The following is a 19608-nucleotide window of genomic DNA, read 5'->3' as shown; positions in this document are numbered from 1 at the left end:
AGCAAGCCGGGTGCAGCGTTCGGCCACGCCCCGCAGGCCGGGGCGCGGGGAAGCCGCTTGGTATGGACGCCGAAGACCACCTGCCGCCGCAACACTCCCTGGCGCCCGGGCCGGGCCGCTTGGTGATCGAGTTGCGCCCGGGCCAGCGGCTGCTGGTCAACGGGGCCGATCTCCTGTTCCGCTCCCGCGGCGCGGTGGTGCTGTGCAACCGCGCGCGCTTCCTGTTCGGCCGGCAACTGCTGGACCCGGCGGAGGCCACCACGCCGGCGCGACGATTCTACCTGGCGCTGCAGGGCGCCTATGCCGGGCCCGAGGAGGCCCGTGTCGCGTGCGAAGCGGCCGCGCGCCGGATTGCCGCGGAGCAGATGGAGAGCCGTTCCGCCGAGGGCCGGGCGCTGCTGCGCGAGGCGCTGGCCGAACTCGGCCGCGACCGGGGACGCGCGGCGCTGCTGCTGGCCCGCCGCCTGTTCGCCGAGGATGACGCCGAAGCGGCCTCGCGCGCTGCCTGACGGCCGGCCTGGCTCCTGTTCGTGCGTCTCCTGGTGGCTCGGCGATGCCGCCGGAGTCGGAAATGCGTCAAGCTGCCGGGAGCGGGGTGCCGCCGAGAGCGAGATGGGCGCGCCGCGGGCGTGCCTGCCCGGCGGCGAAGCGGGCGCGCGCGGCCGTGACGGCACCTGGCCCGGGCTCCTCCACCACGTAGCCGCGACCCCAGACGGTGCGCACGATCTCCGCGGCGCCGGCGGCCGCCAGCTTGCGGCGAAGCTTGCAGACGAAGACGTCCAGGATGCGGTTCTCCGGCCCGTCCTCGGCGGCATAGAGCCGCGCCATGAACTGCTCCTTGGTGAGCAGCACGCCGCGGCGGAGCATCAGCGCCTCCAGCACCTCGAACTCGCGGCGCGTTATGCGCACCGGGCGGCCATCCACGCTCACCTGCGCCCGTCCCTGGTCGAGCAGCACGTTTCCGCAGGCGATCTGCGCCGAGCTGTGGCCGAGCGCACGGCGCACCACCGCCTGCAGCCGCGCCACCAGCAGCGGCGTCGGCACCATCGGCCCGAGCACGTCGTCGGCACCGGCATGCAGCGCCTCCTGCTCCGCCTCCGGATCGAAGTGGCTGGCAAGGATCACCACCGGCAGTCCGAGGCCGCGGCGGCGGATCTCCCGAAGCGGGGCGATCACCTGGGCGCGGCAACTCGCGACCGACAGCAGCGCCACGTCGAACGGGCCGCTGTGCTGGGCGATGGCCGGCAGATCCTCGAACGGGTCGGCGAGCTCCACCGAGTGGCCCGCGCCAAGGCCTGGCGGTGTCGGGCGGCGCGGGTCGGGGGAGCCGAGCAGGATTCGCATGAGGAGCCTCGCGATCTTCGCCGATGCCTCCCGGGACAACCCAGGATTGCGCTCCTCACAACTAGCGGCTTTGTGATCGACGCTCAACAGATGGTATACATGGTTACGCTCCAGATCGTGCGATGGGCGACCCCCTGTGGCGCGCAGGCACCCCTGTGCGGATCTCAGGAGGGCCGGCCACCCGAGGGCAGGTCCTGCTCCTCCTCGTCTTCGTCCTCCTCATCCTCCTCCTCGCCAGCCTCGCCGCGCCATTCGCCGGCGGGCAGGGCGATCTCGGGCGTCGGGTTGGCGGCGAGGATGGCGGCGGTCTCCTCGTCGAAGGCCTCGACCCCGGCGCTGCCATCGGCCGGGGCCAGGCCGAGCAGCGTCGCGGTGGCCGCGGCGACCCGCGCGGCCAGCGCGGCGCTGCGTTCGTCGCGGCATTCCAGCAGCACCTCCGCATCGGTGCCGTCGCCCTGGACGAGTTCCACCAGGAAGAACGCGGCGCCGGTTCGCGCGCCGCTCTCCCAGATCCCTTCCTCGGAGCGGTGCATCGGGGTGATGGCGATCGTGATGGCGGGGATGGCGGTGTCGGACATGGCGGCGGTCCTCTCCTCGGTTCCGCCGACGAAGCGCGCGAGGGGCCGCGGGGATGCGCGCCGCGCCCCAGCGCCTTCCTCCTCGGCGCCCGTTCTCAGCGGTGCGCCTCGCCCACCGTGTCGGCCACCACGGCGCCCCGCGAGCCGAGCGGCCTCGGCCCGCCCTGCGTGGTGTCCACCGCGGTCTGGTGCTCCATCTCCGCGTTCAGCTCGGCGCCGACCAGCACGATCACGGCGGAGATCCATATCCAGGTCATGAAGCCGACGCCGGCGCCAAGCGAGCCGTAGATGCGGTTGTAGCTGTCGAAACTCGACACGTACCAGGAGAAGCCCATCGAGGCGGCGATCCACAGCAGTGCCGCCACCACGCTGCCCGAGCTCACCCAGCGCCATTTCGCCGCCCGCCGGCTCGGCCCGAAGCGGTAGAGCAGCGCCAGGCCAAGCATGATCGCCAGCAGCAGCACCGGCCAACGCAGCAGGTCGAGCAGCCGCGGCGCCTGCGCCGCCAGCCCGAACGGACCGAGCAGCACCGGCAGCACCACCACGGCCGCCACCGCCGTCATCACGAACAGGATGGCGCCGAGAGTGAACAGGAAGGTCGTGGCATAGAAGCGCAGCAGGCTGCGCTTCTCGCGTTCGCGGTAGACGATGTTGAGTGCGTCGAACAGCGCCGCGATGCCGGAATTCGCGCTCCACAGCGCCACCGCCAGGCCGGTCACGAAGGCGATCCCCAGTGTATCGCCACGCGCCCCGGCCACCCGTGCCAGTTCGTCGCCGACCAGCTTCAGCACGCCATCCGGCACCACATCCTCCAGCAGCGCGAGGTGGTCGCGGATGCTCACCGCATCGGCGAAGAAGCCGTAGAGCGAGACCACGGTCGCCAGGGCCGGGAAGATCGCCAGCAACGCGAAGAAGGCGACGCCGCCGGCGGTGGCCAGCACGCGGTCCTCCGGGATGGCCAGCAGCAGCCGCCAGAGGATGTCGCGCCAGCCCTGCGCGGGAATCTGCGCCGGGGCCTGGGCCTCCCGCCCGCGGCCCGGCTCGGCGGCCCGCACACGCGCAAGCGCGATCGGCGAGCGGTCGCCGCGCTCCGCCTCCGAGCGCCAGTCGCCCTCGCCGCGGCCGGTAGGCTCAGGCTTCATCGACCGTCCCCATGCATCGCCGCCACACGCTCCCCGGCCCTGGCCTGCCGCCGGATGGCGCCGTGGCTGCCATGGCCTGCCTCCCCTTCGCACACCGCCCCGGAATGCGGGCGCGGCATCGGAAAGGCAACGGCCGAGCCGGCCGCGCGTTGCCGTCGCCGGACACCAGCGCGCGCCTTTGCCCCGCCGAGCCAGCGCGCGCCACGGTCGTGGCAGCGTCCGCCCGCCGCGTGCCGCCTGCCGGAGAGCGCGCACCATGCCCGACAGCCTGCCCGAACGGCCATCGCTCCCGGACCGCGTCCGCGCCGCCGAGGTGCCGGGGATGCGTTCCCTGCCGACCGTGCTGGTGGGCGTGTTGGCGGTGGCGGCGCTGCATTTCGGGCGCGAGCTGCTCATCCCGATCACGCTGGCGGTCCTGCTCTCCTTCGTGCTGGCGCCGGTAGTCAGCGGGCTGCGCCGGCTCTGGCTCGGCCGCGTCCCCGCGGTGCTGCTCGCCGCGCTGCTGGCGTTGAGCGGGGTGCTGTTCGTCGCCGGCCTCATGGCCACCCAGGTGGCTGAGTTGACCACCGAGATGCCACGCTACGCCTATACGATGGAACGCAAGCTCGACACGTTGCGTGGCATGACGGTGGACCGCATCGTTGCCGTCCTGGACCGCATCAGCGGCACGCTGGAGGAGACCTCGCCGGACCCGCAGACCGCGCCGGAGCGCGCCCCCTCCCGCGCGCGGGAGGCGCCGCCGCCCCTGCCGGTGGAGGTCCGCCAGCCGGAGCCGACGCCGCTCGAATTGACCAGGCGCATCGTCCAGCCGGTGCTGGCACCGCTGGCCAATGCCGCCATCGTCTTCGTGGTCGCGGTCTTCGTGCTGCTGCAGCGGGAGGATCTGCGCGACCGGCTGATCCGCCTGGCGGGATCGAGCGACCTCAATCGCACCACCACCGCGCTCGACGACGCGGCGCGGCGGCTGAGCCGCTACTTCCTGACCCAGCTGGTGATCAACAGCGCCTACGGCACGGTCACGGGGGTGGCGCTCTACCTCATCGACGTGCCTGGCGCCCTGCTGTGGGGGACGCTTGCCGGGCTGATGCGCTACGTGCCCTTCGTCGGCACGCCGATCGCCGCTGCGCCGCCGATCCTGCTGGCCGCGGCGGTGGACCCCGGCTGGACCATGGCGCTGCTGACCGCCGCCTGGTTCCTGGTGGGCGAAGCCGCCATGGGCCAGGTGGTGGAGCCCATCGCCTTCGGCCACAGCACCGGCCTCTCACCGGTCTCGGTGATCATCGCGGCGATCTTCTGGAGCTGGCTGTGGGGGCCGATCGGGCTGATCCTGGCCATGCCGCTGACGCTCTGCCTCGTGGTGCTCGGGCGGCACGTCAAGCGGCTGGCCTTCCTCGACGTGCTGCTCGGCGACCGGCCGGCGCTGACGCCGCCGGAAAGCTTCTACCAGCGCATGCTGGCCGGCGACCCCGACGAGGCGCTGGACCAGGCCGAGCAACTGCTGCGGGAGCGCCCGCTCTCGGCCTACTACGACGAGGTGGTGATGAAGGGCCTGCAACTCGCCGCCGCCGACGTGGCGCGTGGCGCCCTGCCGGCAGAGCGACTGGTGCCGGTGCGCGACGCCGCACACAGCGTCATCGCCGATCTCGCCGACCATGCCGAGGTCGCAGCCGCCCCCCCGCCAACCAAGCCCGCGGAGCGCAAGCAACCGGAGCCCCCCAGCCCGAAGCGCACACCCGAGGGCCCGCCGCCGGTGCTGGCCCTGCCGCCCGGCTGGACCTCGCCGCGCGCGGTGCTCTGCGTCGCCGGCCGCGGCCCGCTCGACGAGGCGGCGGCGCTGATGCTGGCGCAGCTGCTCGGCAAGCACGGGCTCGGCGCGGAGGTGGTGCCGCACGAGGCAGTGGCACGCGACCAGACCGCGCGGCTGGATGTCGCCGGCGTCGCGATGGTGTGCATCTGCTACCTGGAGATCACCGGAAGCCCCGCGCATCTGCGCTACCTGCTGCGCCGGCTGCGCCAGCGCGCACCCGAGGCACGGATCCTCGTCGGGCTCTGGCCACCGGAGGAGGCGGTGCTCGGCGACCGCGAGTTGCAGGCGACCATCGGTGCGGACGGCTACGCCGCCTCGCTGCGCGATGCGGTAAGCGCCTGCCTGGAGGCGGCGCGCGCCGCCGGCACGCCAGCGGCCGGCGCCCTGGCGCCGGCCGGGAAGTAGCCTCGTGTCCGCGCCGGAGGCCTCGCCGGTCCCCTGGCTCGGGCCGTTCAGCCTCGACCTGCGGGTGCTGCTCGACGGCGCGCTGGAGGTGACGCTGCCGCCCGACGCGCTGCGCCCCTTCGCCCTGCTCCGCGCGGACCCGGCAACGCTGTGCTTCCGGCCTGATGCAGCGGAGGCGGCCGCGCTCGCCTCGCAGCCGGCGGCGGCCTTGCGCGCGGCTTTGCGCCAGGTGCCGGCGACCGACCAGTCCCTTGCCGCGCGCGCGCAGCGCTGGCGTCTCGGTGCCGCGCTCGCCGCCGTGGAGGCGACGGAGGCGATCCGGGCGGTCGGCGGGGCAGGGGGGTGGCTCGCCGCCGCGGCGGCGCGCCGGGCGTGGTATCTGCATTCGCTGCATGCCGGGCAGCCGCCGACGGCCGAGGTGGTCGCCGCGGCCTGTCGTGCGGTGCCGCACGGCCTGCGGCATCTCGGCAAGGCGCTGCCGACCGCCGAGGCGCTGCGCCTGCTCGCGCCACTCGGCCGGATCTGCGAACTCGGCGCGGGCTTCGGCCTGTTCGCCCGGGCGCTGGACCGTGCGGGGCTGGCCGTCGCGGCGAGCGACCCGGACCGGTCGGGCGAGACGGGTATCGCCTTCCCGGTACGCAAGGGCCTGGATGCCGCGGCGACGCTGGCCTGGTTCGCTGCCCGCGGCCCGGTCCCGCCGCTGCTGATGGTCTGGCCGCAATTCGACGAGGGCGACTGGTTCGCCGAGGTCGTCGCCGCCGCGCAGCCCGGCCAGGTGATCGCGCTGGCCTCGCCCGAGTTGGAGTTCTGCCTCCAGGGTGGCCTGGCGGTGGTCGGCAGCGAGGAGCTTGCCCGTGCCGGCCCCGGCTGGCGGGCGGCCGAGGCGATGCTGCGGCTGCTGTCCTCCGCCTTCGAGAAGCTGGGCGAAGCGCCGGTGGTCGCCGCCGGCTGGCCCGTGGTGTGCACGCCGCTGCGCCTCTGGCGCCGGCACGATGCGGCGGCGGGCGCGGGCGGGGGGTTGCGGCGCCCCCCCTGACGGGCTAGGAAACCGGCCGCTTCCGAGCCGGTCCGCTGCTGTAGCTCAGTGGTAGAGCACTCCCTTGGTAAGGGAGAGGTCGACAGTTCAATCCTGTCCAGCAGCACCAGCCTGGTCCCGGCGCCGGACCTTCCCCACCCGCCATCGCACCACTACGCGCCGCCGCGCTCCTCGCGCCGCGCTGCCGCGATCTCCCGCTCGATCACCGCCTCGACCGCGTCGCCCCGCGCCGCCGCACTCCACATCCGGCCGAGGCGCGCATCCCAGGATTGCGGCACGAAGGCGCCATTGGCAGCGAGCGAATAGGCCGTCACCTCGTTGACCTTCACGCCCTCCGCGCAGATGGCGAAATCCACCCGCAGATGCGCGAAGCCCGCCGCAAACGCCTCGGCGGCCGAGACCACCTGCGCGAAGTCGGCCGGCGCCAGCGCCACCGGGCCGATCGGGCAGACCAGCTTCATCTCCACCGGCTCGCCGGCCCGGTCGAACCAGCGCTCGCGGCGCTCCACGCGGCCCTTGGTGCCGCGCAGCACGCGCAGCAGCGCCACATGCCCGCCGAAGACATAGGCCTCCGCCTCCAGCAACTCGCCGCCATCGGGCGCAGTCAGCAGCGGCTCGGCAAGCAGCCGGCGGGGCAACCCGCGATAGCCCCATTCCAGCGCGGTGTCGAAATAGTCGTTGGCCAGCCAGCCGCGCGCCTTCGCCGCCAGCCGCGCCGGATCGCGATCCGCCGCGCCGCGCACCACCGCGTAGTAGCCGGAGCCATGCGTCGCCTTCAGCACGAAGCGCTCCGGCAGCGCGTCCCACTCGATCTCGCCGGGATCGCGCCACACGCCGAGCGGCGGCACCACGAACGCCTCGCCCAGCTCGCGCCGCACCAGCTCGCGCATCGCCAGCTTGTCGCAGAAGGTCGGGAAGCGCGGATCCCGCTCATCCAGGATGCGCGCCAGCATGTGGTCGTTGTAGGTCTCCGGCGGGTCTAGCCGCGGCGCGCGCCCGTTCGCCGCGCGGAAGCGGCGGGTCAGCTCCGCCCGCACCACGCGGGGGCCGACCAGCGGAAGCCTCCTTGCCGCCGCCAGCATCGCCGGCGAGGGGCGCTTGCGTACCAGCAGGCGCAGCAGCGGCAGGCGGCGTTCCGCCCAGCGCAGCGGCTCTGTCGCGCGCCAGGCGAGCGTGCCGCGTACCCGCGCGACCTCCGTCTCGCGCTGCTCCAGCGCACGCGCCCGGCCGAGCAGCGGCATCTGGCTGGAAGCGGCGCTGCGCGGGCCGGCATCGCGCACCCGCCCCGGCGTGACCGGCCAGCGATGGAAGCCGGAGCGCCGGTTGTCGAGCGGCAGCACATAGGGCAGCAGCCCGCTCTCGCGCAGCGCCACGTTCACCGAAAGCTGGTCGCGCCGGGAATAGCGCAGCACATGCGCGGCCCAGATCTCGGCGAAGTCCCGCACATCCGCACGGTGGTGCTCGCGCAGCAGGATCGCGGTCCACCACGGGCGCTCCTCCAGTACGGCGGGATGCACGAGCTGGTAGTGGTTCAGCTGCTCGAAGATCCGCGCCTGGTCGTCGAGCCCCATGCGCGCGACAGCGACGAACTCGTCGAGCAGCGTCTCCCGCCCGGTGTGGCGGGGCAGGGAGAGGCCGGCGCGGATGTCGCGCGCCGCCCACAGCGCCTCCGGCGGCTGCTTCAGGACCACGCTGTTGTCGATGTAGAGGGAGGCGTCGAATTCCGGCAGATGCAGGTGCGGCCGGATCTTCAGGTCGCGCTGGCTGCGCACCGGGTCCATCCGGAAGGCCGGGCGGACCAGCCGGCATTCCCAGCTCTCGCTGCGCAGCTCGGGATCGTCGGTGAGGCAGATGAAGCGCAGCCCCGATCGTCGCGCCATCGGCTGCTCGTTCAGCCGCTCATAGCCACCGGTCAGCGCCGTGTAGACGCAGAGCGGCGCGGCACTCTTCGTCTGCTCCGACACAGCCTCCGTCATCGGGCGCCTCAGCCGCCCTGCATCAGGCGCATGTGGTCCTCGATCAGCCGCGCCCAGGGTGCCGGCACCACCTCGCGCCAGGCGGCGCGGGGCGAGAGCGGGTCGGGCATGCGGCGGATGAGCTCGCGCTTCAGGTAGGGAAAGCCCATCCGCGTCACCAGCGGCCGCCAGAGATGGTGCGTCGGGTTCAGCGGGAAGCGCCACAGCGCGTCCGCACGCGCGAAGCGCGGCCCGAGCGCGCGGCGCTCCGCGCGATCCACCATGCCGCAGAGCGACGGGTAGTCGAACAGTGCGCCGCAGAACTGCCGGTCCTTCAGCATGCGGTGGCTGAGCCCGATCTCGCCGCGCTGCACCAGGCGCCACTTGCTCGCGCTGTCCGGCAGCTTCGCCAGGTGGTCGGCCAGGCTCGCGATCGGGCCGGCGCCGCGTGCCAGCAGCGCGTAGGATTGCAGATGCGGCCCGCCCGCGAGGCTCTCGGTCATGCCGAACAGGCCCTCGCCGCTGGCGCGCCAGGCTGCGACCAGCGGATCGAGCGGGGCGAAGGGGCCGAGCACGCTGTCATTCGCCAGCAGAAGCTCCGCCGGCCGGCCGAACCGCGCTTCCACCAGTCGCAGACCGTCGCGCCAGGCGCCGAAATCGCGCCCGGCATTGCCGCGCCGCACCCGCAGCACGGCATGATCCGCGATCGCATCCCAGTCCGGCGCTGGCGGGGCGGCGTTGCTGATGAACACCACGGCGAAGCCCTGCGCGCGCCACAGCAGCACCTGCCGCCGCACCAGCTCCGAGATCCGCCCGTCGGGCGACCAGTGCAGATAGAGCGCGAAGGAACCTCCCCCTGGCCGGGCGCGGCCCTCCTCGACCTCCATCGGCGCGGGCCGCGGCGGCAGGAGGCGGTCGGCCACCGCTGCGCCGCCGATCTCCAGTGCGACGCTCGTGGCCCGCCGGAGGAAGCGTGGCAGCGAATTGGTGCCGAGGCCCTGCAACAGGCGCGGGCTGCCCGGGCGAAGCTCGGTCAGGGGCAGAACGCGGAAGCAGGGGAGGGATGGGGCGGCCGGGCAGCCGGCTTCTGTCTCGGGCAGCAGGAGCTCCCGCAGCGCCGCATCGGCAGACCACGAAGGCGTGGAGGGCGAGGATTGCTGGAATGCGACGAAACTGGAACGTTGCGATGCCATTTTTGGGACTATGCGCGGGCTTTTGGTGGTCGTCACGCGTTTATTTGTCGCTCAATAGACATTTCCCTCCCCGACATCCATCAGCGCGCGGGGTGGGCCGAGATGGCGAGGGTGTACTCATCCCTCCGCGGGCGGTAGTCGACTCCACGGTTGCTCGCCCAGACCGCATGCTGGAAGTAGAGCGGCAGCACGCCGCGGTCCGCCATCGCGATCCCGGTCGCCCGCGCCAGCGCCGCGAGCCGGGCCGGCTCGTCAGCCTCGCGCATCGCGGTGGCGAGCGCCGACTCGAAGGCCTCGTTCGCATAGCCGAGGAAGTTCACCTGCCCCCAGCCGGTCGGGCGGCCAGGTGCGCCAAGCAGCGCCCGCAGCGCCAGCGAGGCATCGCCCGTCTCGGTGCCCCAGCTGTTGAGCGTCATGCTGGCGTCGTGCCGCCGCTGCCGCGCACGGAACACCGAGAACGGCGCCACCACCGGCTCCGCCGCGAGACCGACGCGGCGCAGCATCCCCGCCACTGCCACCAGCACCTTCTCGTCATTGAGGTAGCGGTCGTTCGGGCCGTGCAGCACCAGCCGCGCGCCCTCCGGCACGCCGGCCTGGCGCAGCAGGCGGCGCGCTTCCGCCGGATCGTGCGGGTCGGGCAGCAGCGAGGGGTCGGTGCCAATCATCCCCGGCGGCAGCAGCTGGCCGGCCGGCAGCGCCATGCCGCCCATCACCTGCGACACGATCGCCCCACGGTCCAGCGCCAGGCTCAGTGCGCGGCGCACCAGCGGGTCGCGCAGCGGATTCGGCTGCAGCGGGCGCCCGGCGCTGTCGGTCATGAAGGGCGTGACCGGCCGCATCGCATCGAGCGCCAGGAAGATCAGCCGACTGGTCACCGCCTGCGACAGCCGCAGGTCAGGCCGCCCGCGGATCGTCTCCAGCGCCGTGGTGGGCACCTGGTCGATCAGATCCACCTCGCCGGCGAGCAGCGCGGCGACGCGCGCGCCATCCTGCGACCGCGGCAGCATCTGCACCCGCGCCCAGGCCGGCTTCTCGCCCCACCAGGCCGGGTTGCGCTCGAACAGCAGCTCCGTGCCCCGGCGCCAACCCGCGAAGCGATATGGCCCGGTGCCCGCCGCGCGCTGGCCGCTGCTGAAGGCATCGGGTGGCGCCGCCGCAGCGTGGCGCGAGACGATCATCGGCGCCGTCAGGTCGAAGGGCAGCGCCGGATGGGGCGCTGCGGTGCGCAGTTCCAGCGTGTGCTCGTCCAGCACCGTGAATCCGACCACCTGCCGCAGGTAGGAGGCGTAGCCGCCGACGCCGCCCGGCGGGTCCATCGCCCGGCGCAGCGAGGCAGCGACATCCTCGGCGCCGAAGGGCTGACCGTCATGGAAGCGCACGCCCGGGCGCAGCCGGAACACCCATCGCCGCGGATCCACCCGGTCGAGTTCCCAGGACACGGCAAGCCCGGGCACCGGGCGCTGCGCCGCGTCCATTGCCACCAGCGGCTCGAACACATGCCGCAGCGCCTGCGCGTTCGGCTGGGAAGCGCTGAGATGCGGGTCGATCCCGCTGGTCTCCACCGCGACGCCGATCCTCAGCAGCTCCGCCGGGGCGGCGGGCGCCGGGGCGGCGAGCCAGAGCGGGAGGCAAAGCGCGACCGGCGCGGCGGCCGCGCGCCAGGGGTGGCGTTCAGCGGGCAAGGGCCGGGCCCCGCGCGGTGGCGGCGGTCCACAGCGCGCCGAGCCGCTCATCCCATTCGCGCTGCGCCCAGCGCGTCATGCCGGCGCGATGATAGGGCGTCAGCTCGCCGATCCGGGGGCCGCAGCCGGTGAGGTAGAAATCCACCCGCAGATGCGCGAACCCGGCCGAGACGCGCTCGGCGGCGGCCATGGCGGTCTCGGCCTCCTCGCGCGTTGCCGTCACGCCGCTGGGCCGCAGGCCGATGCGGATCTCCAGCCGACGACCGGACGGGTCGTACCAGGTGTCGGTGCGGCCCCCCATCCCCTTCTGGCCGGTCTGGATGCGGTAGTAATGCGCCCGGCCGCCGAAGGTCAGCACCTGCAACTCCGCCGGCGGGCCGCCATCCGGCCCGACCAGCAGCGGCTCCGCCAGCAATCGCCGCGGCAAGCCGCGATAGCCCCATTCCAGCGACTCGTCGAAGTAGTCGCTCGACAGCCAAGCCCGCGCCCGCGCCGCCAGCGCGGCGGGATCGCGCTCGGCCGGGTTGCGCACCAGCGCGAAGCGGCCGGAGGCGTGGTTCGACTTCAGCACGAAACGCTCCGGCAGGCGCTCCCAGTCGATGCGCTCCGGGTCGTCCCAGACGCCAAGCAGCGGCACCACGAAGGCGGGGCCGGCCAGCCCTGCGATCACCTGCCGCACCGCCAGCTTGTCGTTGATCACCTTCAGCCGCGGATCGCGGTCGTAGAGCATGCGGTGGAGGATGTGATCGTTGAATGTGACCGGCGGATCGAGTTGCGCCCGTTCGCCGGTCGCGCGGTGCTGGCGGCGGAGCAGCGTCGCCCGCACCAGCGGTGGCCCGACCAGCGGCAGTCGGCGCAACAACCTGAGCGCCGGCCGCGCCAGGCGCAGCAGGGCCTCGGGCATCTGTGCTGCCGGCGCAGCCGGCATGTGCGCCGTTCCGTATCCCGCCATCGGCTCTCCCTCGCGCTGGCCACGATGCGCCGCGAGCCAAGTGCGATCAACAGCCCGTGAGCGCGCCCGGCCAGACAGGATTGACGGCCCCGGCCGCAGGGCGGAAGAGCATCGCCGCGCGCCGCCACCAGCAGGCGCGCCCCGCAGCCCGGAGCCGCGCATGCCCGACAGCCCCCACCGCGTGACCGCACCTTCCGTTCGCATCGGCGGCTGAGCAGCGTACGGACCGGGTCACGGGCATGGACGGCCAGGCTTCCGGCGGGCTCGCCGAGCGCGCCATGCCGGTTCTCGAGCATGATGCCGGCCGCCCCTGCCGGCGGCAGCGGGCGATCGCCGACCTCACCACCGGTTTCGCGCGCTGGCGGCTGGCCTGGGCGCTGGCCTGGCTGGACATCCGCCATCGCTACCGCGGCTCGGTGCTCGGCCCGTTCTGGCTGACCATCTCGACCGGCGCGATGGTGGCCGGTCTCGGCTTCATCTATTCGCGGCTGTTCCGGGTGGAGCCGGCCGACTACCTGCCCCATCTGGCGGTGAGCCTCGTCACCTGGAACCTCATCTCGCTGACGGTGCAGGACGCGACCGGCAGCCTGAACTCCGCCGGGCGCATGATCCGCCAGCTGCCGATGCCCTTCACCGTGCATGCGCTGCGCGCGGTGCTGCGCAACGCCATCGTCTCCCTGCACAACGCGCCCTTGATCCTCGCGGTGTTCCTGCTGCTCGGCCACGCGCCGGGGCCGGAGGCGCTGCTGCTGCCGCTCGGCATCGCGCTGATCCTGGTCAACGCCTTCGCCGCGACCATGCTGCTCGGCATGCTCTGCGCGCGATTCCGCGACATCGGCCAGATCGTGGCAAGCGTGATGCAGTTCGGCTTCTTCATGACACCGGTGCTCTGGCGCCCGTCACAACTGTCGCCGGAGTTGCAGCCGCTGCTGTTGCTCAACCCCTTCTACACGGTGCTGGAGACGGTGCGCGGGCCGCTCGTGGAGGGTGGCGGGCCGCTCGCGGCCTGGCTGGCGGCGCTGCTCTACACCGCGCTGCTGGTCGTTGCGGCCGCCGCCTTCTTCGTCCGCTTCCGCGGCCGCATCGCCTACTGGGTGTGACGGCATGGCTCTGATCGAGGCCGAGGGCCTGACCATCGCCTTCCCCTTCTACCACCTCGGCGCGCGGTCGCTGAAGAAGCGGCTGCTGGCCAACGCCCGGCTGCACACCGACGCCTCGAACCGGGTGGTGGTGACCGCGCTGCAGGAGATGACCTTCCGCATCGGCCGCGGCGAGCGCGTCGCGCTGGTCGGCCCGAACGGCGCCGGCAAGACCACGCTGCTGCGCACGCTCGGCGGCATCTACGAACCCGCCGGCGGCAGGCTGCGCGTGGAGGGCGCGGTCGGTGCGCTGATCGACCTTGCCTCCGGCATGGAGGCCGATGCCACGGGGCGGGAGAACATCGAGCTGCGCGCCCTCTACCGCGGCCTGGCCGGCGCCGAGCGGCAGCAGCTGGTGGCCGAGGTCGCCGCCTTCTCCGGGCTCGGCGATTTCCTCGACGTGCCGATCAAGACCTATTCGGCGGGGATGGAGGTGCGGCTGGCCTTCGCGCTGGCCACCGCGATGCGCCCGCAGGTGCTGCTGATGGACGAATGGTTCCTCGCCGGCGACAGCGCCTTCATGGAGCGCGCACAGGCACGGCTCGCCGAGATGGTGGGCGCGGCCGACATCCTGGTGATCGCCACCCACGACATGACGGTGGTGCGGCGCTGGTGCACGCGGGTGATACGGCTGGAAGGCGGGCGGATCACCGCGGATGGTCCGGTCGAGGCGGTGCTCGCCGCGGCGTGAGGCAGGGGCTCCGGGAGCGGGGGCCGTGCAACCCCCTCCGCGCCCGGCCGTTGTGGTGGCGTCACCAACACGGGCACAGCCATGAACAGCATCGTCTACATCGTCGGCGCCGTCGTCATCGTCATCGCGATCCTGAGCTTCCTCGGCCTCGGCTGACCACGGCGGCAGGGTGCCAGGAGGCTGGCCGCGATATCTGCGGAGGCCGAGGCGCCCGGCGCCTGGTCCAACTCCAGCGCACGGCGCTCCAGGCCGCTTTCGTAGAGCAGATTCACGCCCCCGGGCGATTCCGCCCTCCGGCGATCTGCTCTAAGCCCCCGGCGTGACCGCGCCGACCGACCTTTCCCTGCCGGCCCACCTTGCCGTCGTCATCCCGGTGTTCCGGGAGGCAGCGAACGTCGCGCCGTTGGTTGCACGGCTGCATGCGGCGCTCGCCGGCATCGCCTGGGAAGCGGTGTTCGTGGACGACGACAGCCCGGACGGCACTGCCGCCGCCGTGCGCGCGATCGCCGCCACCGATCCACGCATCCGCTGCATCCGCCGCATCGGCCGGCGCGGCCTGGCCTCGGCCTGCATCGAGGGCATGCTCTCGGTCTCCGCGCCCTTCGTCGCGGTGATGGATGGCGACCTGCAGCACGACGAGGCGATCCTGCCGGCCATGCTCGCCGCGGTGGAGCGCGGCGCCGACATCGCCATCGGCTCTCGCCATGTCGAGGGCGGCGCTGCGCAGGGCGGCTTCTCGGCGGCCCGCGGCGCGCTCTCGGATGCCGGAACGCGGCTCGCGCAGGCGTTGCTGCCGGCGCCGGTCGCCGACCCGATGAGCGGCTTCTTCCTGCTCCGGCGCGATCTGGTGGAGCAGGTCGCGCCCCGCCTGACCGGCCGCGGCTTCAAGATCCTACTCGACATCCTGCTGACCGCGCCGCGCGGATTGCAGGTCGCCGAGATCCCCTACGCCTTCCGCGCGCGCGAGCACGGCGCCTCCAAGCTGGACGCCACGGTGCTGCTGGAATTCGCCGGCCTGCTGCTGGACAAGGCGACCGGCGGCGTGGTGCCGCTGCGCTTCCTGGCCTTCGCCGCGGTCGGCGGCTTCGGCGTGCTGGTGCACATGGCCGCACTCGCCGTGCTGGTGGGGCTTGGGGGGCTCGGCTTCGCCGCGGCGCAATGGGGCGCGACGCTGGTCGCCATGACCGCCAACTTCGTGTTGAACAACCGCATCACCTATCGCGACGCTAGGCTGCGCGGTGCGGCGCTGTGGCGTGGGCTGGTGCTGTTCTACCTGGTCTGCGGCGTCGGCGCGGCGGCGAATGTCGGCATTGCCGGGCTGCTGGTGCGCGACGGAGTGCTCGCCTGGGGGCTGGCCGGCGCGGCAGGGGCGCTGATCACCGTGGTGTGGAACTACGCCGTCTCCGCCACCCTGATCTGGCGCGCGCGATGAATCCCTGGCTGGCGGCGCTGCTGGCGGTCACCGCGCTGCGGCTGCTCGTCGCGGCGATGGTGCCGCTGGCGCCCGACGAGGCCTATTACTGGGTGTGGTCGCGCGCGCTGCAGCCCGGCTACCTGGACCACCCGCCGATGGTCGCGCTGTTCATCCGCGCCGGCACGCTGCTGGCAGGCGAAGGCGCGCTCGGCATCCGGCTGATGGGGCCGATTTCCATCGCGGTGGTCAGCGTGCTGCTGGCGTGGGCGGCGGACTCGCTCTTTCCGGCGCGGCGCCCGGGCATCGCCGCGGCGGTGCTGTTCAATGTGACGATGGTGGTCGGGCTCGGCAGCATCCTCGCCACGCCGGACCTGCCGCTGCTGGTGTTCTGGACCGCGGCACTCTGGGCGCTGGCGCGGCTGCACGCGACGCAGGACGGGCGTTGGTGGCTCGCCTTCGGGCTGCTGGCGGGGCTGGCGCTGGCGTCGAAATACACCGCTGTCCTGCTCGGGCTCGGCGTGGTGCTGTGGCTGGCCGGAAGCCGCGCCGCCTGGCGCTGGTGGCGGGACTGGCGGCTCTACGCCGGCGGCGCGCTCGCACTGCTGGTCTTCTCCCCGGTGCTTGCCTGGAACGCAGCCCAGGGCTGGGCCTCGCTGGCCAAGCAGGGCGGCCGCGCGGGCGCCGATGCCCCGGGCTTCACGCTGCGCTACCTCGGCGAGCTGCTCGGCAGCCAGATCGGCGCGGCGACGCCGATCATCTTCGTGCTGTGCGTCGCCGGGGCGGGCCTCGCCGCGGTGGCCTGGGCCAGGCGCGGCGATGCGGCGGCCGCGCTGCTCTCGGCGATGGTCCTGCCCGGGGCGGCGATCTTCCTCTGGCAGGCGACGGGCAGCCGCGTGCAGGGCAACTGGCCGGCCATCCTCTACCCCGCCGCCTGCATCGCCGCCGCCGCCTTCACCCCGCGTCGCCTGATGGCCTGGCGGCGGCCGGCGGTGGCGCTCGGCGCCGTGATCGCCATCGCCGTCTATGTGCAGGCCGCCTTCGCGCCGGTGCCGCTGCCTCGCCGGCTGGACCAGACGCTGGCCCGCCTCGGCGGCTGGGACGATTTCGCCGCGCAGGTCGAGGCGGAGCGGCAACGGCTCGGCGCCGGTTTCGTCGCGGCCGAGGAGTACGGCCTGGCCGCCCAGCTCGCGCTTCGGTTGCCGCCGGGCGTGCCCGTGGTGGCGCTGGATGCCCGCTGGGCATTTTTCGACCTGCCCCCACCCCCGCCGGGCGTAACCGGATTGCTGGTCCAGAGCGAAAGGCGATCAGGTGCCCCCGCCTGGCCCGGAGCCGAGCCGGTCGGGAGCGCCGAAGGTCCCCTCGTCCGCGCCCGGCGGGGCATCGAGGCGGAGCGCTACCGGCGCTTCCGGGTCGAGACCCACCGGGAGCTGCCGCCTTCGGCGTTGCTGCCGCGTCCCGTGCCTTGACGCGGCGCCGGGCGGCGCGACCTAGTAGCCATCGGCCCGCGAGACACGGAGAGAGACATGCGCATCCTTCGCAGGCGTGGCTGGGAGATCCCCGAGCGGGAGGCGACGCCCGAACAGGCCTACCTCAATCGCCGCACGCTGATCGGTGCCGGTGCCGGTGCAATGCTGCTGCCCGCGGCCGCCGCCGAGGCGCAGTGGCTGTTCGGCCGCCGCGAGCCCGCCGCCGACCCCTGGACCCGCAACCCCGCCGACATCCCCGACCTGCCGCCGGCCATGCGCAACACGCGCTATCAGCCCGGCCGCGACCTGACCGGCGAGCGCGAGCCTGTCACGTTCAACAACTTCTACGAATTCGGCAGCAACAAGGACATCTGGCCGAGCGCGCTGAAGATGCCGACCCGCCCCTGGACGGTGAAGGTGGACGGCATGGTCGAGGAGCCCGGCGAGTTCGACGTGGACGACCTGATCCGCCGCATCGGCCTCGAGGAGCGGGTCTATCGCCTGCGCTGCGTCGAGGCCTGGGCGATGACGGTGCCCTGGACCGGCTTCCAGCTTTCGAAGCTGCTGGAGATCGTGAAGCCGCTCGGCTCGGCGAAATACGTCCGCTTCGAGACGGCGCAGGTGCAGCCCCACATGATCGGCCTGCGCCAGAGCTGGTACCCCTGGCCGCATATCGAGGGCTGCACCATCGAGGAAGCGGGCAACGAGCTGACCTTCATGCCGGTCGGCCTCTACGGCAAGCCGCTGCCGGCGCAGAATGGCGGCCCGTTCCGCGTGCTCTTCCCGTGGAAGTACGGCTTCAAATCCGGCAAGTCGCTGGCCCGCATCACCCTGACCGACGAGCGGCCGAAGAGCTTCTGGGAGACGCTGCAGGGCAGCGAATACGGCTTCTGGGCCAACGTGAACCCGGAGGTGCCGCATCCCCGCTGGAGCCAGGCGACCGAGCGGCTGATCGGCAGCAACGAACGCGTGCCGACGCGCCTGTTCAACGGCTATGGCGAGTTCGTCGCGGATCTCTACACGAACCTGCAGAACGAGCGGCTCTGGGCGTGAGCGCATCCGATGATCGGAGGGCGCAGGCGCGGCACGCGCCGAGCACCGGAGGTCTGAATCCGATGCGCCGGTCATGAGGATCCTCGGAGTGGTGCTGCTCGTTCTGGCCGGCGGCATCGCCGCCTGGTTCGGCCCGGGCGCGCCGCTCGGCGCGGCGATCTTCGCGATCCACCCGCCCTTCCTGAACACCTTCCAGGCCGGCGTGCAGCGCCGGCTCTCGCCCGAGCTCTGGAACGACGTCTTCCTGCCGGTGCTGGAATGGCCCGGCTGGCTGATACCGCTCCTGCTGGGCGCGCTGTTCCTGGCGATCGGCCTGCTGCGGCGCCGGCGACGCCATGGCTGAACCGCCTGCCCGCGTGCTGCTGGTGGAGGACACCGCCTCGCTCGCCGCGGTCTATGTGGAGTACCTGCGCGCCGCCGGCTACCAGCCGGAGCAAGCCCGCACCGCGGAGGAGGCGATGCGGCTGGCCCGGGCCGCGCCGCCCGATGCCGCGCTGCTCGATCTCCGGCTGCCGGATGGCGACGGCATGTCCGTGCTGCGCGCGCTGCGCCGCGAAAGCCCCGATGTGGCGGTGGTGGTGATGACCGCGCATGGCAGCGTGGCGACCGCGGTGGAGGCGATGCGCGCCGGCGCCGCCGATTTCCTGGTCAAGCCCTTCGCCGCGGAGCGCCTTTCCGTCACGCTCGGCAATGCGCTGGAACGTGCGGCACTCCGGCGCGAGGTGCGCGACCTCACCTCCGGCAAGCCCCGCCTCGCCTTCCAGGGCTTCATCGGCGCGGCACCCGCAATGCAGGCGGTCTATCGCGTGCTGGAGACCGCGGCGCAGTCCAAGGCCACCGTCTTCATCACCGGCGAGAGCGGCACCGGCAAGGAACTCGCCGCCGAGGCGGTGCACCGGCTCTCGCCGCGCCATGCCGGCCCCTTCATCGCGATCAACTGCGCGGCGATCCCGAAGGACCTGATCGAGAGCGAGATCTTCGGCCATGTCCGCGGCGCCTTCACCGGCGCGGTGGCCGACCGCATCGGCGCGGCGCAGGCGGCCGATGGCGGCACGCTGTTCCTCGACGAGCTCTGCGAGATGGACCTTTCGCTGCAGGGCAAGCTGCTGCGCTTCATCCAGTCCGGCACCTTCCAGCCGGTCGGCAGCACCACGCCGCGGCGCACCGATGTGCGCTTCGTCTGCGCCACCAACCGCGATCCGCTGGAGGAGGTGAAGGCCGGCCGTTTCCGCGAGGATCTCTATTACCGCCTGCATGTCGTGCCTGTCCGCCTGCCGCCGCTGCGCGAGCGTGGCGAGGACGTGATCGCCATTGCGGAGGCGCTGCTCGCCCGCAGCGCAGCAGAAGAGGGCAAGCGCTTCCTCGGCTTTTCCGAGCCCGCGAAGGCGGCGCTGCTGACGCATCACTGGCCGGGCAATGTGCGCGAGCTCGAGAATGCAGTGCGCACCGCCGTGGTGCTGCACGACGCCGACCAGGTGGAAGCGGCGATGCTGCCGCTGCGCGCCGCGGAACCGGAGCAACCCGAACCCGCCGCGCCTGCCCCGCCGGTCTTGGTGGCGCCTCCGCGTGAGCGGCCGGTCGCCGACCCCTCCCGCCTGATCCGCCCGCTGGCGGAGATCGAGCGCGAGGCGATCGAGCGCGCGGTGCTGCTGTGCGACGGCAACATCCCCAAGGCGGCCGCCTTCCTCGGGATCAGCCCGTCCACGCTCTATCGCAAGCGCGCCAGCTGGGGTGCCGCGGCGGAGTAGGGG

At 73.0% G+C, this 19608-nt stretch carries 17 protein-coding genes and 1 tRNA gene; 11 read left to right on the top strand and 7 right to left on the bottom strand.

Features of this window, described 5'->3' with window-relative positions:
- The first annotated feature begins 62 nt into the window (after positions 1-62).
- Positions 63-509, top strand: coding sequence for a flagellar biosynthesis repressor FlbT (locus ACESM1_RS16480; protein ID WP_372621848.1), 447 nt, complete (start codon positions 63-65; stop codon positions 507-509).
- A gap of 67 nt (positions 510-576) precedes the next feature.
- Here the strand turns inward: ACESM1_RS16480 and ACESM1_RS16475 are convergent, their stop codons facing one another.
- The 3 genes from ACESM1_RS16475 to ACESM1_RS16465 form a co-directional block, all read right to left on the bottom strand.
- A complete protein-coding gene (locus ACESM1_RS16475) occupies positions 577-1344 on the bottom strand; it encodes a response regulator transcription factor (RefSeq protein WP_372621846.1) in 768 nt (255 codons plus the stop codon).
- 164 nt (positions 1345-1508) lie between these two features.
- Positions 1509-1922 carry a hypothetical protein gene (locus ACESM1_RS16470; protein ID WP_372621844.1) on the bottom strand — a complete coding sequence of 138 codons (414 nt, stop codon included), beginning with the start codon at positions 1920-1922 and terminating at the stop codon, positions 1509-1511.
- A 95-nt stretch (positions 1923-2017) separates the two neighbouring features.
- Positions 2018-3064, bottom strand: coding sequence for a YihY/virulence factor BrkB family protein (locus ACESM1_RS16465; RefSeq protein ID WP_372621842.1), 1047 nt, complete (start codon positions 3062-3064; stop codon positions 2018-2020).
- A gap of 256 nt (positions 3065-3320) precedes the next feature.
- Here ACESM1_RS16465 and ACESM1_RS16460 point away from each other — a divergent pair, with 256 nt between their 5' ends.
- From ACESM1_RS16460 to ACESM1_RS16450, 3 genes are all read left to right on the top strand, one after another.
- Positions 3321-5276 carry an AI-2E family transporter gene (locus ACESM1_RS16460; protein ID WP_372621840.1) on the top strand — a complete coding sequence of 652 codons (1956 nt, stop codon included), beginning with the start codon at positions 3321-3323 and terminating at the stop codon, positions 5274-5276.
- Between the two features lie 4 nt (positions 5277-5280).
- Complete coding sequence (locus tag ACESM1_RS16455; protein WP_372621839.1) at positions 5281-6312, top strand: hypothetical protein; 1032 nt, start codon at positions 5281-5283, stop codon at positions 6310-6312.
- Positions 6313-6346: 34 nt separating this feature from the next.
- A tRNA-Thr gene (locus tag ACESM1_RS16450) sits at positions 6347-6421 on the top strand.
- A gap of 43 nt (positions 6422-6464) precedes the next feature.
- Here the strand turns inward: ACESM1_RS16450 and ACESM1_RS16445 are convergent.
- From ACESM1_RS16445 to ACESM1_RS16430, 4 genes are all read right to left on the bottom strand, one after another.
- Complete coding sequence (locus ACESM1_RS16445) at positions 6465-8288, bottom strand: ATP-grasp fold amidoligase family protein (protein WP_372621837.1); 1824 nt, start codon at positions 8286-8288, stop codon at positions 6465-6467.
- Positions 8289-8296: 8 nt separating this feature from the next.
- Positions 8297-9460, bottom strand: coding sequence for a hypothetical protein (locus ACESM1_RS16440; RefSeq protein WP_372621836.1), 1164 nt, complete (start codon positions 9458-9460; stop codon positions 8297-8299).
- 80 nt (positions 9461-9540) lie between these two features.
- Positions 9541-11142, bottom strand: a complete 1602-nt coding sequence (locus ACESM1_RS16435) for an ABC transporter substrate-binding protein (protein WP_372621834.1) — start codon at positions 11140-11142, stop codon at positions 9541-9543.
- Positions 11132-12046 (bottom strand): ATP-grasp fold amidoligase family protein, encoded by a 915-nt coding sequence (locus ACESM1_RS16430; RefSeq protein ID WP_372621832.1) that lies wholly within the window; start codon positions 12044-12046, stop codon positions 11132-11134. The genes ACESM1_RS16435 and ACESM1_RS16430 overlap by 11 nt, the downstream gene beginning before the upstream one ends.
- 287 nt (positions 12047-12333) lie before the next feature.
- On the opposite strand from ACESM1_RS16430, the gene ACESM1_RS16425 reads away from it, so the two are divergent.
- The 7 genes from ACESM1_RS16425 to ACESM1_RS16395 all read left to right on the top strand — a co-directional run bounded on the left by ACESM1_RS16425 (position 12334) and on the right by ACESM1_RS16395 (position 19605).
- Positions 12334-13194: an ABC transporter permease gene (locus ACESM1_RS16425; RefSeq protein ID WP_372621830.1), complete on the top strand. Its 861-nt coding sequence runs from the start codon at positions 12334-12336 to the stop codon at positions 13192-13194.
- Between the two features lie 4 nt (positions 13195-13198).
- Positions 13199-13924: an ABC transporter ATP-binding protein gene (locus ACESM1_RS16420; protein WP_372621829.1), complete on the top strand. Its 726-nt coding sequence runs from the start codon at positions 13199-13201 to the stop codon at positions 13922-13924.
- A gap of 319 nt (positions 13925-14243) precedes the next feature.
- Positions 14244-15356, top strand: a complete 1113-nt coding sequence (locus tag ACESM1_RS16415; protein ID WP_372621827.1) for a glycosyltransferase — start codon at positions 14244-14246, stop codon at positions 15354-15356.
- Positions 15353-16804, top strand: a complete 1452-nt coding sequence (locus ACESM1_RS16410) for a glycosyltransferase family 39 protein (protein WP_372621825.1) — start codon at positions 15353-15355, stop codon at positions 16802-16804. The genes ACESM1_RS16415 and ACESM1_RS16410 overlap by 4 nt, the downstream gene beginning before the upstream one ends.
- A 57-nt stretch (positions 16805-16861) precedes the next feature.
- Entirely contained in the window at positions 16862-17857 is a 996-nt protein-coding gene (gene msrP / locus ACESM1_RS16405) for a protein-methionine-sulfoxide reductase catalytic subunit MsrP (RefSeq protein ID WP_372621823.1), read from the top strand.
- 73 nt (positions 17858-17930) lie between these two features.
- Positions 17931-18200 carry a hypothetical protein gene (locus ACESM1_RS16400; protein WP_372621821.1) on the top strand — a complete coding sequence of 90 codons (270 nt, stop codon included), beginning with the start codon at positions 17931-17933 and terminating at the stop codon, positions 18198-18200.
- A complete protein-coding gene (locus tag ACESM1_RS16395) occupies positions 18193-19605 on the top strand; it encodes a sigma-54-dependent transcriptional regulator (RefSeq protein ID WP_372621819.1) in 1413 nt (470 codons plus the stop codon). Before ACESM1_RS16400 ends, ACESM1_RS16395 begins: the two co-directional genes overlap by 8 nt.
- Positions 19606-19608 lie beyond the last annotated feature (3 nt).

The organism is Falsiroseomonas sp. (assembly GCF_041690465.1).
GTDB lineage: Bacteria > Pseudomonadota > Alphaproteobacteria > Acetobacterales > Acetobacteraceae > Falsiroseomonas.
Note: the sequence above shows the minus strand (reverse complement) of the source record. Positions and strands in the feature narration are given on the sequence as shown.

Bases quoted from the DNA above. Each gene is read 5' to 3' on its own strand.
- ACESM1_RS16430 (WP_372621832.1), bottom strand. From the start codon at position 12,046: ATGCCCGAGGCCCTGCTGCGCCTGGCGCGGCCGGCGCTCAGGTTGTTG.
- ACESM1_RS16425 (WP_372621830.1), top strand. From the start codon at position 12,334: ATGGACGGCCAGGCTTCCGGCGGGCTCGCCGAGCGCGCCATGCCGGTT.
- ACESM1_RS16475 (WP_372621846.1), bottom strand. From the start codon at position 1,344: ATGCGAATCCTGCTCGGCTCCCCCGACCCGCGCCGCCCGACACCGCCA.
- ACESM1_RS16460 (WP_372621840.1), top strand. From the start codon at position 3,321: ATGCCCGACAGCCTGCCCGAACGGCCATCGCTCCCGGACCGCGTCCGC.
- ACESM1_RS16470 (WP_372621844.1), bottom strand. From the start codon at position 1,922: ATGTCCGACACCGCCATCCCCGCCATCACGATCGCCATCACCCCGATG.
- ACESM1_RS16445 (WP_372621837.1), bottom strand. From the start codon at position 8,288: ATGACGGAGGCTGTGTCGGAGCAGACGAAGAGTGCCGCGCCGCTCTGC.
- ACESM1_RS16395 (WP_372621819.1), top strand. From the start codon at position 18,193: ATGGCTGAACCGCCTGCCCGCGTGCTGCTGGTGGAGGACACCGCCTCG.
- ACESM1_RS16400 (WP_372621821.1), top strand. From the start codon at position 17,931: ATGAGGATCCTCGGAGTGGTGCTGCTCGTTCTGGCCGGCGGCATCGCC.
- ACESM1_RS16410 (WP_372621825.1), top strand. From the start codon at position 15,353: ATGAATCCCTGGCTGGCGGCGCTGCTGGCGGTCACCGCGCTGCGGCTG.
- ACESM1_RS16465 (WP_372621842.1), bottom strand. From the start codon at position 3,064: ATGAAGCCTGAGCCTACCGGCCGCGGCGAGGGCGACTGGCGCTCGGAG.
- ACESM1_RS16440 (WP_372621836.1), bottom strand. From the start codon at position 9,460: ATGGCATCGCAACGTTCCAGTTTCGTCGCATTCCAGCAATCCTCGCCC.
- ACESM1_RS16420 (WP_372621829.1), top strand. From the start codon at position 13,199: ATGGCTCTGATCGAGGCCGAGGGCCTGACCATCGCCTTCCCCTTCTAC.
- ACESM1_RS16480 (WP_372621848.1), top strand. From the start codon at position 63: ATGGACGCCGAAGACCACCTGCCGCCGCAACACTCCCTGGCGCCCGGG.
- msrP (WP_372621823.1), top strand. From the start codon at position 16,862: ATGCGCATCCTTCGCAGGCGTGGCTGGGAGATCCCCGAGCGGGAGGCG.